This is a genomic window from Streptomyces sp. SAS_270 (assembly GCF_052543295.1).
In genome coordinates this window covers 13,626-26,634 of the sequence record NZ_JBMNDS010000040.1, presented here as the reverse complement: position 1 = coordinate 26,634, position 13,009 = coordinate 13,626, and the positions used below count along the sequence as shown (strand labels likewise).

Annotated in this window: 9 protein-coding genes; 3 read left to right on the top strand and 6 right to left on the bottom strand. The window is 70.6% G+C overall.

Features of this window, described 5'->3' with window-relative positions:
• Positions 1–13 precede the first annotated feature (13 nt).
• Positions 14–202 carry a ferredoxin gene (locus ACN6LB_RS24970; RefSeq protein ID WP_445027856.1) on the bottom strand — a complete coding sequence of 63 codons (189 nt, stop codon included), beginning with the start codon at positions 200–202 and terminating at the stop codon, positions 14–16.
• 325 nt (positions 203–527) lie between these two features.
• Between ACN6LB_RS24970 and ACN6LB_RS24965 the strand changes: the two genes are divergently transcribed.
• Positions 528–1,883, top strand: coding sequence for a glutamine synthetase family protein (locus tag ACN6LB_RS24965; RefSeq protein ID WP_445027855.1), 1,356 nt, complete (start codon positions 528–530; stop codon positions 1,881–1,883).
• 28 nt (positions 1,884–1,911) lie between these two features.
• Entirely contained in the window at positions 1,912–3,195 is a 1,284-nt protein-coding gene (locus ACN6LB_RS24960; RefSeq protein ID WP_445027854.1) for a cytochrome P450, read from the top strand.
• A gap of 69 nt (positions 3,196–3,264) precedes the next feature.
• Here the strand turns inward: ACN6LB_RS24960 and ACN6LB_RS24955 are convergent, their stop codons facing one another.
• Positions 3,265–4,761: a fatty acyl-CoA synthetase gene (locus ACN6LB_RS24955; protein ID WP_445027853.1), complete on the bottom strand. Its 1,497-nt coding sequence runs from the start codon at positions 4,759–4,761 to the stop codon at positions 3,265–3,267.
• A 112-nt stretch (positions 4,762–4,873) separates the two neighbouring features.
• Here ACN6LB_RS24955 and ACN6LB_RS24950 point away from each other — a divergent pair, with 112 nt between their 5' ends.
• Positions 4,874–7,288 carry a penicillin acylase family protein gene (locus ACN6LB_RS24950; protein WP_445027852.1) on the top strand — a complete coding sequence of 805 codons (2,415 nt, stop codon included), beginning with the start codon at positions 4,874–4,876 and terminating at the stop codon, positions 7,286–7,288.
• A gap of 51 nt (positions 7,289–7,339) precedes the next feature.
• On the opposite strand, the gene ACN6LB_RS24945 is transcribed toward ACN6LB_RS24950, so the two are convergent.
• The 4 genes from ACN6LB_RS24945 to ACN6LB_RS24930 form a co-directional block, all read right to left on the bottom strand.
• Entirely contained in the window at positions 7,340–8,266 is a 927-nt protein-coding gene (locus ACN6LB_RS24945; protein ID WP_445027851.1) for a hypothetical protein, read from the bottom strand.
• A 137-nt stretch (positions 8,267–8,403) separates the two neighbouring features.
• Positions 8,404–9,942: a carboxylesterase/lipase family protein gene (locus ACN6LB_RS24940; protein WP_445027850.1), complete on the bottom strand. Its 1,539-nt coding sequence runs from the start codon at positions 9,940–9,942 to the stop codon at positions 8,404–8,406.
• Between the two features lie 201 nt (positions 9,943–10,143).
• Positions 10,144–11,694 (bottom strand): acyl-CoA synthetase, encoded by a 1,551-nt coding sequence (locus ACN6LB_RS24935; RefSeq protein ID WP_445027849.1) that lies wholly within the window; start codon positions 11,692–11,694, stop codon positions 10,144–10,146.
• Positions 11,691–12,803 (bottom strand): NAD(P)H-dependent flavin oxidoreductase, encoded by a 1,113-nt coding sequence (locus tag ACN6LB_RS24930; protein WP_445027848.1) that lies wholly within the window; start codon positions 12,801–12,803, stop codon positions 11,691–11,693. The genes ACN6LB_RS24935 and ACN6LB_RS24930 overlap by 4 nt, the downstream gene beginning before the upstream one ends.
• Between the last annotated feature and the right edge of the window lie 206 nt (positions 12,804–13,009).

Below are 13,009 nucleotides of genomic sequence, written 5' to 3'. Positions count from 1 at the left end.
TGCGGTCATGGACTCAGTCCTCGATCCGGATGGCCTGCAGCGGACACACGTCGGCGGCCTCGTCGACCTCGTCGCGCAGCGCGTCGTCCGGGTCGGCCACGTAGGCCAGGTGTCCGTCGTCGTCCATCGAGAAGACGTCCGGGGCCGCGAAGACGCACTGGCCGTGGTCCTGGCACTTGTTCATGTCGACGACGACCTTCATGGCGGTCCTCCTGAGGGTGAGGGCGTCGGAGCAGGACGGGGAAAGGCGGTGGGAGGGGCCCGACCGGTGTGCGACCGGGCCCCTCGGCCAAAGGGGTGCGACAGTGCCGCACCCCTGACTCGTTTGGCTTCAAACAACATAGGAACCGACTCGACGCTGGTCAATACCTGTCCATGTGGATAAATTTTTGGGGCCATCCCCTTGCGGGACGGCGAACCCCCTCCATACCGTTCGGAGTCAAACGACTAACCCGGGCCTCTCCCCAGCTCGCCTCCGGCCCGCGTCGTCTTCACGCCACCCAGCCCATCCGCCCGAGGAGACATCGGTGAGCGCTCAAGACACCCCAGACATCCGCCGGCACCAGGAGCGGCTCGCCGCCGAGGGCATCGACGTCGTCCGGGTCATCTATCCCGACCTGATCGGCACGGATCGCGCCCGCGACGTCCTGCTGGACCACCTGCCGTCGGCCTGCGAGCACGGCCTCGCCTTCTGCCGGGCCGTGTTCCACACCAGTCCGCAGGGCGATGTCGTCCCGGTAGCCGGCGGTCTGGACGCGGGCCTGCCGGACGTGACCGTGCGCCCGGACCTCGACACCCTGACCGCGCTCCCCTGGGAGCCCGGAGTCGCCGTCTGTCTCGGCGAGGTCAGCGACCCGGCGACAGGGGGGCCGGCCGCCGAGTCACCGCGCGATCTGCTGCGCGCGGTCCTGGCCCGGTGCGCCGAGCACGGGCTGCTGCCCGTCGTGGGCCCCGAGCTCGAGTACTTCCTGCTGGAGCCGGCCCCCGACTCCCCCACGGGCTGGCGCCGCGCCCCGGAGACGACCGGCGCCGTCTACACCGCCGGCCTGCGCGCCGACCCCGGCAACCACCTGCTGCGCACCCTGCGCCGGCTGCGCGACCTGGGTCTCGGCGTCGTCACCGGCAACCACGAGTTCGACGGCGGCCAGTACGAGATCAACCTGACCCACTCCGACGCCCTGCACGCCGCCGACCGCGCCTTCCGTTTCAAGGCCGCGGTCAAGGAACTGGGCCGCCAGGAGGGCAACCTCGCCACCTTCATGGCCAAGCCCTTCGGCGACGCCGGCGGCTCCGGCTTCCACCTCCACCTGTCCTGCGAAAGTACCGACGGCGACAACGCCTTCGACGACCCGTCGGGCGCGTACGGCCTCTCCGCCACCGCCCGGTATGCCGTGGCAGGCATCCTCGCCCATGCCCCCGCGCTCGCGGCGCTGGCCAACCCGACCGTGAACTCCTACAAGCGCTTCGGGCCCGACACCCTCGCCCCCTGGCTGATCGACTGGGGGCTGGACAACCGCAGCGCCATGGTCCGCATCCCGCCCGAGCGCGGCTCCGGCGCCCGCGTGGAGATACGGCTCGGTGACGCCAGCGCCAACCCGTACCTGCTGATCGCCGGCACGGTCGCCGCCGCGCTGCTCGGCGTCCGGGCGGGTGAAGAACCCCCGGCCCCGCTGGAGGGCTACGGCTACGACACCGCCAGGTCCGCGGTGCTGCCGATGAACCTGTCCGCCGCCCTCGACGCACTGGAGGCGGACACCGCGATGACCGAGCTGCTCGGCAAGGACTTCACCGCCTCGTTCCTGAGCTACAAGCGCAACGAGGTCGAACGCTTCCAACGGCACGTCACCGACTGGGAGTTCACCGAGTACGCCTACCACCTGTGACATCACCCGTGCCGCTGAGGAGCCCCCGATGACCGAAATCCTGACCGACGCCGTGCGCGAACCCCTCCCGCTGAAGGACGTCGACCTCGCCGACCTCGACAACTTCACCGACGGGATCACCCCCTGGCGCATGTTCCACACCCTGCGCCACGAGGATCCGGTGCACTGGCAGCCCGAGGAGGCCCCCAACTCCGGCTTCTGGGCGGTCACCCGGCACGCGGACATCGCAGCCGTCGACCGTGACGCGCAGACCTTCACCTCCACCAAGTTCGTCAACCTCGAAGAGGTCGACGACGACCAGATCAAGAAGCGGGCCTCGATCCTGGAGCTGGACGGCGTACGCCATCGCGCACTGCGCAGCGTGATCCAGCGACAGTTCGGGGCGAGCGTCATCAACAGCTACGCGGACTTCCTGCGCGGCCTGACCGCGAAGACCCTCGACGCCGCCCTGGCCAAGGGCACCTTCGACTTCGTCAAGGAGGTCTCCGCCGACTTCCCCATCAACGTACTGGCCCGACTGCTCGATGTGCCGCCGCAGGACAACCAGCAGCTCATCGACTGGGGCAACCGCATCATCGGCAACACCGACCCCGACTACGCGGACGTGCTCCTGCACAGCGCCGAGAGCGAGAAGTACCGCGACCTGCCCTTCCGCTCCCCCGCCTCCCTCGAAGTCTTCGAGTACGGACGGGAGTTGGCGCGACAGCGGCGCGGCGGCGAGGGCACCGACCTCGTCTCCAGGCTGGTCAACACCACCCCACGCGACGGCATCCCGCTGTCCGCGCAGGACTTCGACAACTACTTCCTGCTCCTGGTGGTCGCCGGTAACGAGACCACCCGCCACACCATCACCCACTCGATGCTGGCCCTGCTGCAACACCCCGAGCAGCTGGCCCGGCTGCAGGAGGACCCCTCCCTTATTCCCGCCGCGGTAGAGGAGTTCCTGCGCTGGGCCTCCCCCGTCTACCACTTCCGCCGCACGGCCACCCGCGACGTCGAACTCGGCGGCAAGCAGGTCAAGGAGGGCGACAAAGTCGTCATGTGGTTCGCCTCCGGAAACCGCGACGAGGAGGTCTTCGGCAACCCCTACGACTTCGACGTCACCCGCACCGACAACGACCACATCACCTTCGGCAAGGGCAGCCCTCACCTGTGCCTGGGCAACCTGCTCGCCCGGACCGAGATCCGCATCATGTTCGAGGAGCTCATCCCGCGGCTGTCGGACATCCGCCTCGTCGGCGACGTTCCCCGCGTCCGCTCCAACTTCGTCAACGGCATCAAGAAGCTGCCGGTGGAGGTGACCCCGGCCTGACGGCAGATGCCGCACGGTCAGCGTCTCCAGCGGGCTCCGGCAGCGGCGGCGATGGTGGTGGTGGTGCGTTCACCCCCCGAACCGGTCCCTCAACTCCCGCTTCAGGATCTTCCCGCTGGCGTTGCGCGGCAGCTCGTCCACGAACAGCACGCGCTTGGGGGCCTTGAAGTGGGCGAGGTTCTCGCGGGCGTGAGCGAGGAGTTCGGACTCGGTGACCTCGCCCCGGGGGACTACGACGGCGGTGACGGCCTCGATCCAGCGGTCGTCGGGGAGCCCGATGACCGCCACCTCGGCCACCTTCTCGTGGGTGTAGAGCGCGTCCTCCACCTGGCGTGAAGCGACGAGCACTCCACCGGAGTTGATGACGTCCTTCACCCGGTCGACCACGGTGAAGTAGCCCTCGGCGTCCCGTACGGCGAGGTCGCCGGAGTGGAACCAGCCGTCGCGGAACGCCTCGGCGGTCTCCTCGGGCTTGTCCCAGTACCCCTCGCACAACTGCGGCGAGCGGTAGACGACTTCACCGGACGTCCCGTCGGGGACGTCCTTGCCGTTCTCGTCGACCACCCGGGCGTCCACGAACAGGACGGGCCGCCCGCAGGAGTCCATCCGGCCTTTGTGCTCGTCGGGTGCGAGGACCGTGGCCAGCGGGCCGATCTCGCTCTGGCCGAAGCAGTTGTAGAAGGCCAGCTTCGGCAGCCGGGCGCGCAGCCGCTCCAGGACGGGCACCGGCATGATCGACGCCCCGTAGTACGCCTTGCGCAGCCCGCTCAGGTCGCGCGTCGCGAAGTCGGGACGGTTCGCCAGCCCGATCCAGACGGTCGGGGGTGCGAAGAGGCTGTCCGCGCGGCCCGCCTCGACCAGGTCGAAGAGCTGGTCGCCGTCGGGCGCGTCCAGGATGGTGTTGGTGGCTCCGACCGCGAGATACGGCAGCAGGAACACGTGCATCTGCGCCGAGTGGTACAGCGGCAGCGAGTGGACGGGCCGGTCGCCCGCGCTCAGGTCGAGGGCCGTGATCGCGCTCAGGTATTCATGGACGAGGGCGCGGTGCGTCATCATCGCGCCCTTCGGCAGGGCCGTGGTACCCGAGGTGTAGAGCAGCTGGACCAGGTCCCCGCTGCGCGGCTCGGGGCCGTCGTACGGAGCGGTCGTGGCCAGCCGCGCGAGCAGCGAGTCGTCGGTGTCCCGCAGCGCCAAAGTATGGACACCGTCGGGCAGTCGGTGTGCCAGGTCGGGGTCGGTGAGAATGAGCGTGCTGCCGGACTGTCCGACGATGTAGGCGAGGTCGTCGCCGGTGAGGTTCTGGTTGATCGGCACGTGCACGAGGCCGGCGCGGGCGCAGGCGAGGAAGCCGATCAGGTAGGCGTCGGAGTTGTGGCCGTAGGCGCCGACCCGGTCGCCGGGGGCCAGTCGCAGGTCGAGCAACAGGCGGGCCGCGCGGGAGACGGCGTCGTCGAGTTCGGCGTACGTCCAGGAGCGCTCGCGGTAGTCGACCGCGACGCGTGCCGGGGTGCGCCGGGCGGTGCGTCGCAGTACCCCGTCAACCGTGCTGCCGTATTCGCGCGTCATGACACATGATCCTCGGTCCGCCTCCGAAGGAGGTCAAGTCAGACACACGACGCAGCACATACCCGTTGGTACGCTCAACCGCCCCTTCCCTCAATGACGTTGGGAGGCACGAATGCGCACCCGCTTCAGACGGCTCGTCATCACGGCCGTCGCCCTGCTCACCGCCACGGCCACGCTGCCGGCGGCCGCGGCCGAACGACAAGGCCGTCAGGAACATCCCTCGCACGGCGGTCTGTCCGCCGTGATCCGCTACACCGAGTACGGCATTCCGCACATCGTCGCGAAGGACTACGCAGACCTCGGCTTCGGCACGGGTTGGGCGCAGGCCGCCGACCAGGTGTGCACGCTCGCCGACGGCTTCGTGACCGTACGCGGCGAACGCTCCCGCTGGTTCGGACCCGACGCCGCGCCCGACGGCTCGCTGTCCTCCGCCACCAAGAACCTCTCCAGCGACCTGTACTTCCGCGGGGTACGGAAGACGGGCACCGTGGAGAAGCTGCTCGCGGAGCCCGCCCCTCGGGGTCCGAGCCGCCAGGTGAAGGACCTGACGCGCGGATGGGCGGCGGGCTACAACGCCTGGCTCGCCCAGAACCGGATCAGCGACCCGGCCTGCAAGGGGGCAGGCTGGGTCCGGCCTGTGACGACCCTGGACGTGGCCGCGCGCACCTTCGCGCTCGCTGTGCTCGGCGGCCAGGGCCGCGCCGTGGACGGCATCACGGCCGCGCAGCCGCCGACGGCCACATCCGCGACCACGGCCGCCCCGGACGCGCAGAGCGCTGCCCGCGCCGCGCGCGACCTCTTCGCCGCCGACCAGGCCGACATGGGATCCAACGCGGTCGCCTTCAGCGGGACCACGACCGCGAACGGCCGCGGTCTGCTGCTCGGCAACCCGCACTACCCCTGGCAGGGCGGCCGCCGCTTCTGGCAGTCGCAGCAGACCATCCCCGGCGAACTGAACGTCGCGGGCGGCTCGTTGCTCGGCTCGGCGACGATATCCATCGGCCACAACGCACACGTGGCGTGGAGCCACACCGTCGCGACGGGCGTGACGCTCAACCTGCATCAGCTGACCCTGGACCCCGCCGATCCGACGACGTATCTCGTCGACGGCAAGCCGGAGCGGATGACCCGGCGGACCGTCACCGTCGACGTGAAGGACGGCGTGCCGGTGACCCGTGCGCAGTGGTGGACCCGGTACGGGCCGGTCATCACCTCGCTGGGCGCGCAGCTCCCGCTGCCCTGGAGCTCCACGACGGCGTACGCCCTCAATGACCCCAACTCCCAGAACCTGCGCGCCTCCGACACCGCGCTCGGCTTCAGCAAGGCCCGCGGCACGGCCGGCGTCCTCGCCTCCCTGCGACGCACGCAGGGGATGCCCTGGGTGAACACCGTCGCCGCAGACTCCGGCGGGCACTCGTTGTACACGCAGTCACAAGTACTCCCCCGGATCACCGACGAGCTGGCGCAGCGCTGCTCCACACCGCTCGGAAAGGTCACGTATCCGTCGGCGGGGGTCGCGATTCTGGACGGCTCGCGCGGCGACTGCGCACTGGGCAGCGACCCCGACGCCGTGCAGCCGGGGATCTTCGGACCGGCGAAGATGCCGGTGCTCAAGGACGCCCCGTATGCGGAGAACTCCAACGACAGTGCCTGGCTGGCCAATGCCGACCGGCCGCTGACCGGGTACGAGCGGGTCTTCGGCACGATCGGCACCCAGCGTTCGATGCGCACACGCGGCGCGGTCGAGGACGTGGCGGCGATGGCCGCGAAGGGCGGTCTGACCGTCGGTGACCTGCAACAGCAGCAGTTCGCGAACCGGGTGCCCGCGGGCGATCTCATCGCGGACGACGCCGCGGCCGGCTGCGCCTCGCTGCCGGGCGGCACGGCAACGAGCAGTGACGGAACCGCCGTTGACGTCTCGGGGGCCTGCGGTGTGCTGAAGGCCTGGGACCACTCCATGAACACCGACAGCCGGGGCGCGCTGCTCTTCGACCGGTTCTGGCGCAGGCTGACAGCCGCGGTCCCGGCCGCGCAGCTGTGGAAGGTCCCGTTCTCGGCGGCGAACCCGGTCCACACCCCAAGCACCCTCAACACCGCCGCGCCGGGCTTCGCGACGGCCCTCGCCGATGCGGTGACGGAGCTGCGTGCGGCCGGCATCGCCCTGGACGCGAAGCTCGGCGCGAACCAGTTCGTCGTTCGCGGCGGCGAGCGGATCCCCGTGCCGGGCGGCACCGAGTCGCTCGGCGTGTGGAACAAGATCGAGTCGGTGTGGAACGCGGCAGCGGGCGGATACGCGGAGGTCACCACCGGTTCGAGCTACATCCAGGCCGTCGGCTGGAACGGCGGCCGCTGCCCGGTCGCCCGTACGCTGTTGACGTACTCCCAGTCCTCGAATCCGAACTCGCCGCACTACAGCGATCAGACGCGGCTGTTCTCCGGGGAGAAGTGGGTGACGTCCCGGTTCTGCGAGCGGGAGATCCTGTCCTCGCCCGCGCTCAGGATCGTCCGGGTCGGCGAGCACCGCTGACAGATCGCTTCGCCCCGCCGGCCGCGGCGGGGCGAAGCGAAGCGGAAGGGTTCAGCTTCGGTTCGGCGCGTACCCGTGTCCTTCGCCGTACGGCACCGGCCGGCCCGTGAACGCGTCCAAAAGGACGCGGTCGCCGGCCGGCCGGTCCAGTTTCACCGTCACCTTCTCGCCGATCAGTTGGGCGGTGCAGGCCCCGTCCTTCGTGCCGACCATGGAGGCGTACAGCACCACACTTCCGTCCGTCTCCAGGACGTGCACGGCCGGGCCGTCGTCGCACGCACCGTGCTGGGCGATCACCGTGACGGACCGGCCGTCCGCGGCCACCTCCACCAGGCCGCCGAGCGGCCACAATTGACCGCTGGGCAAATCGGCGGCCGGTTTGATCGGCGGCGCGGGGGGCTTCGACGGGCTGAGGGCGACTTGCTTGAGCGGGGTGTCGTAGCCCTTCACGGTGAACAGCCAGGCCGGGACGGTCGCCCGGCCGCGACTGGTGAGCAGGCTCGTCTCGCCCAGTTCGGCGCCGGTCACCGTGAGGTGCGGCCCGTCGCCGCTGCCGTCGGCCAAAGCTTCGTACGCCGTCCGCGCCCCCGTCAGCGGCAGCGTGAGCGAGCCGCCGCTTTCCCACTTCACGTGCCCGTTCTTCGGTGCGGCGGTGGGGAGTCGAGTGTGCAGGACGAAGTTGTGGGCGCCGTAGGCCCGTTTGTCGGCGTCGTTGCGGAAGGCGCGCTCGGGCAGCTGGACCGTGTCGCCCATCGGGTAGTAGCCCTTGCGCCAGGCTGCGGCGGCCGTGGAGCCGTCCCAGGCGGCGGCGACCTGCCGAGCCCTGGCCTTCGACTTCGGCGCGGGGTCGGCGCCGGTGATCTCCGTGCCGAGGCCGTCGGCCCTCTCGCCGCCGCAGCCCGCGAGGGCGCTGGTTCCGATGGCGAACAGGGCAAGTGCCGCCAGGAGATGGACGATTCGGACGTTGTGCGTGCGCATGGGTCCCCCGGGGCTGACGGTGACGGGCGGCGGCCGTGCGGTACGAGGTGGAAGCCGTACCGCCTCTATGACGCGCCGGCCCCCGGCGACGTTCGGTCCGTGGGCGCGCGCCCGGGCTCGCTGAGGACCGCCCGTCGTCAGTGGCCGATCAGCGGCAGTGCAGGGAAGGTGTGGTTGTGCCAGAGCCGGCGGGAGGCCTCCTCCGGATACGCGGTGACGGCCGGCCGGGTGTCGAAGACCCGCGTGAGGCGGTGCTCGAGGTCGTACGCGGGCCAGCCGGGGTCGCCGTGGGCGGCGAAGGCAGTCCACGCGGTGCGGAACTGCGCGGACAGCTCCTCCGCGGCGGGCGAGGGACTCTCGCCGATCAGCACGGCGGGCCGGCCGCTGCTCAGGTTGCCGAACACGAGGGGTACGTCGAGGCCGTGGCAGGCGCCGAACATGCCTCCCATTCCCGGTGCGGGCCAGACCAGTTCGTACACATGGGCCCGCCCCCCGCCGGCGATCTGCGCGGTGGCGAGGTGGAGGCTCGGCATGCGGAACAGCCAGTCCGAGTTGACCAGTTCGTACAGCTCCTGCGGGCCCGCGGCCGGGAACGCGTCACGGTAGCGCCGTGCGCCGTCCGGGCCGGGGGCGAAGAGCTGGAGAGCGGTCGCCGCCTGGTCTTCCGTCACCTGCCCGAACATGCCCTCGATGACGGTGAACAGCCGCTGCTCGTCGCGGGTGTGTCCGACGAGAAGTTCGATGTCCCGGCCGGCGCCGTCGGCCAGGGCCTGCCAGGGGGTGACGGGCAGGACATCGCCGTCGACCACGGGAGAGAAGGGGATCGACCGGTGGGCGGCCAGACCCCAACGCTCCACGAGCGAGGCCGTCTTGGCGGCGACCGCGTCACCGGCGGCGGCCAGCCGGTCCGGAGCCACGGTCGACAGGTCGGCCGGCGTGGGCCGCAGCCCCAGCTCGGCGGCGCAGGCGGCGGCGACGTCGGCGGCGAGCGCGGGTGAGAAGAACGTGCCTGGCATGCTCTGTACGACCGCCCGGCGGAAGAGCCCGGCCGCACGTGGCATCGCCGACAGCGCGGCGACCGACCCCCCGCCCGCCGACTCTCCGAAGACCGTGACCTGCGCCGGGTCGCCCCCGAAGGCGCGGATGTTGTCGCGCACCCACTCCAACGCGGCGACCTGATCGAGCAGGCCGCGGTTGGCCGGCGCTCCGTCGAGGTGGGCGAAGCCCTCGATGCCCACGCGGTAGTTGAACGTCACCATGACGAGCCCGCCGTCCCGCGCGAGGCGGGCCCCGTCGTACTCGGGCAGGCTGGACATGCCGATGCTGTAGGCGCCGCCCTGGATCCACACCATGACCGGCAGTCCCGCTCCCGGGTGCGGTTCGGGCGACCAGACGTTGACCGTCAGCCAGTCGGCGCCCGCCGCGTCCCGCGAGAGGGCGTCCATGCCGAAGTGACCGGCCTGCGGAGGCGGCGGGCCGTAGGCCGTGGCCGGGCGCACGCCGTCCCAGCCCCGCACCGGCTGTGGCGCGGCGAAACGGAGCGCGTCCACCGGCGGCTCGGCGAAGGGGATGCCACGGAAGACCGCCACTCCCGCGTCCACGGTGCCGCGCAGCGCCCCGGCTGCGGTGCGGACCTCGGGCTCGGAGCCGGTCGGCTCGGTCGCGGCAGTCGCCATTGCAGTCCCCTCCAGGGCAGCGCGAACGCGTGCACGGACATCGCCGGCGGCACGTCATCCGCACCCACCGCGCGCAGCTTGGGCAGCAGCGTGCGACCGGCCCTTCTGTCCGGGCGGTCGCACGGCCGACACCACGAATCATCCCGCCGAGTCAGGATGAGGGCCAACGATTATCCGCGCACGGCTACGGCACCTGACACGTCACACGGGCCGGGCGTGTCCCTCCCAGTACGGGTCGCGCAGCCGCCGTTTGTAGAGCTTTCCGTTGGGGTCGCGGGGCATGACCTCGATGAAGTCGACGCTCTTGGGGCGTTTGTACCCGGCGAGCTGCTGTGCGCAGTGGGCCAGGAGGTCAGCGGCGAGGTCAGGGCCCGGATCGTGCCCGGGGGCGGGCTCCACGACCGCCTTCACCTCCTCGCCCCAGTCGTCGTGCGGGATGCCGAAGGCGGCGGCGTCGGCGACGGCGGGATGGCTGAGCAGCGCGGCCTCGATCTCGGCCGGGTAGATGTTGACGCCACCCGAGATGATCATGTCGATCTTGCGGTCGCGGAGGAAGAGGTAGCCGTCGGCGTCGAGGTAGCCGAGGTCGCCGACGGTGAAGAAGTCGCCGATGCGGTTCTTCCGCGTCTTGCTCTCGTCCTTGTGGTACGCGAACCCGCCGGTGCTCATCTTCATGTAGACGGTGCCGAGTTCACCGGCGGGCAGCCTGTTTCCGTCGTCGTCGAAGACGGCGAGTTCACTGATCGGCCAGGCCTTGCCGACCGTCCCGGGCTTCTTCAGCCAGTCCTCGGCGGTGGCGAACGCGCCACCGCCCTCGCTGGCCGCGTAGTACTCCTCGACGCTGTTGCCCCACCACTCGATCATGGCCCGTTTCACGTGGTCCGGGCACGGGGCGGCGCCGTGGATCGCATGCCGCATGGACGACACGTCGTACGTCTGTTTGATGTGGTCCGGCATTGCGAGCAGACGGTGGAACTGTGTCGGGACCATATGGGTGTGGGTGCATCGGTGGGCGTCGATGAGACGCAGCATCTCCTCGGGCGACCACTTGTCCATGAGCACCAGCCGGTGGCCGATGTGCAGGGACGCGCCCGCGAACTGGAGCACCGCCGTGTGGTAGAGCGGCGAGCACACCAGGTGCACGTTGCCGTCGAACGGCTTGATCCCGAAGATGCCGAGGAACCCTCCGAGGTAGGTCTCCTCCGGGAGCTTTCCGGACAGGGGCCGGCGGATGCCGCGGGGGCGTCCGGTGGTGCCCGAGGTGTAGTTCATGACCCAGCCGAGCGTGCGGTCGGCGGGCGCCGACCCGGGCTGCCCGTCCAGGAGTTCGGCGTACGGCCGGAAGCCCTCGACCGTGCCGACGGCGTACCGCTGCGCCGCGGGCAGCCCGGCCTCGTCGGCGGCGTGGCGCGCTGCCTGCGCGAACCGTTCGTGGGCGATGACGACCTTGGCGCCCGAGTCGGAGACGATCCAGGCGATCTCGGGGCCGACGAGGTGGTGGTTGACGGGCACGAGGTAGAAGCCGGCCTGCGAGGCGGCGAGATAGGCGACGAAGAACTCGACACCGTTGGGCAGGACGACCGCGAAGGCGTCGCCACGTTCCAGGCCTGCCGCCCGCAGTCCATGGACCAGCTGGTTGGCGCAGGTGTGCAGACGGCCGGCGGTCCACTCCTCACCGTCGGGGGTGATCAGTACCGGCCGCTCGGGGTCGGCGGAGGCCTGGGCCCAGAAACCGTTCGGGGGTGTGCTCACGACTGAGCGCTCCTTCCGGCGATGCGGTTGATCCGGTCGACCGCGTCCTCGAATCCCCGCGTCAGGTCGTCGAAGACGGCCTGGACGCTGCGCTCGCTGTTCATCCGGCCGACGATCTGACCGACAGGAGTGCCGAGCAGGGGCTCCACCTCGTGCTTCTGGATACGGGAGACCGCCTCGGCGACGAGCAGGCCCTGCAACGGCATGGGCAGCGTGCCGGGTCCGCTCGGGTCGTCCCAGGCGTCGGTCCATTCGGTGCGCAGCTGGCGCGCCGGTTTCCCGGTCAGCGCCCGCGAGCGGACGGTGTCGCCGGACCCGGCGGCAAGCAGCTTCTGCGTCAGTGCGCGGGAGTGCATGTCCGCCTCTGTGGTGGTCAGCCATATGGATCCCAGCCACACACCCTGGGCACCGAGACTGAGCGCGGCGGCCACTTGCGGTCCGCTGCCGATGCCGCCGGCGGCCAGCACGGGCAGCGGGTCGACAGCGTCCACGACTTCGGGGGTGAGCACCATCGAGGCGATCTCCCCGGTGTGGCCGCCCGCCTCGTAGCCCTGGGCGACGACGATGTCGATACCCGCCTCCGCGTGCTTGCGCGCGTGCCGGGCGCTGCCCGCGAGGGCGGCGACGAGCACGTCCTGTGCGTGGGCGCGCTCGACGACGTCGAGGGGTGGTGAGCCCAGCGCGTTGGCGAGCAGTTTGATCGGATAGCCGAAGGCGACGTCGAGCTGGGTACGGGCGACCTGCTCCATCCACCCCGTGATGCGCCACCCGGGCGCCTCCCCCTCGGCCAGCTCGGGCACGCCGTACTTGGCCAGCGTGTCCCTCACGTACTGCCGGTGTCCCTCGGGGATCATCGCCTCGACATCGGCTTCGCTCACGCCCTCCACCTTCTTGGCGGGCATGACCACGTCCAGGCCGTAGGGCTTTCCGTCGACATGGGCCTCGATCCAGTCGAGGTCGCGTTTGAGGTCGTCGGGGGCCGTGTAGCGGACCGCGCCGAGCACACCGAACCCGCCTGCCCGGCTGATGGCCGCGGCGACGGCGGGAAACGGCGTGAAGCCGAAGATGGCGTGCTCGACTCCCAGTTTCTTGCTCAGCTCCGTCTGCATGGCCGCAGGATGCCGCAGTCCCCCGGACGAGGGAAGCCCTTTTCTGATGCTCCGTCAGTTTTCTCCGGCCATCCGGGCGATACGACGACGGGGCCGACCGGCAGGGTTGACACACCCCACGACTGACACGAAAGTTTCACTCCGCACGACGAACCCCGAAAGATACTTTCAGGCGGCGCGGCGGGAGGCTCCTCGATGACCGAAGG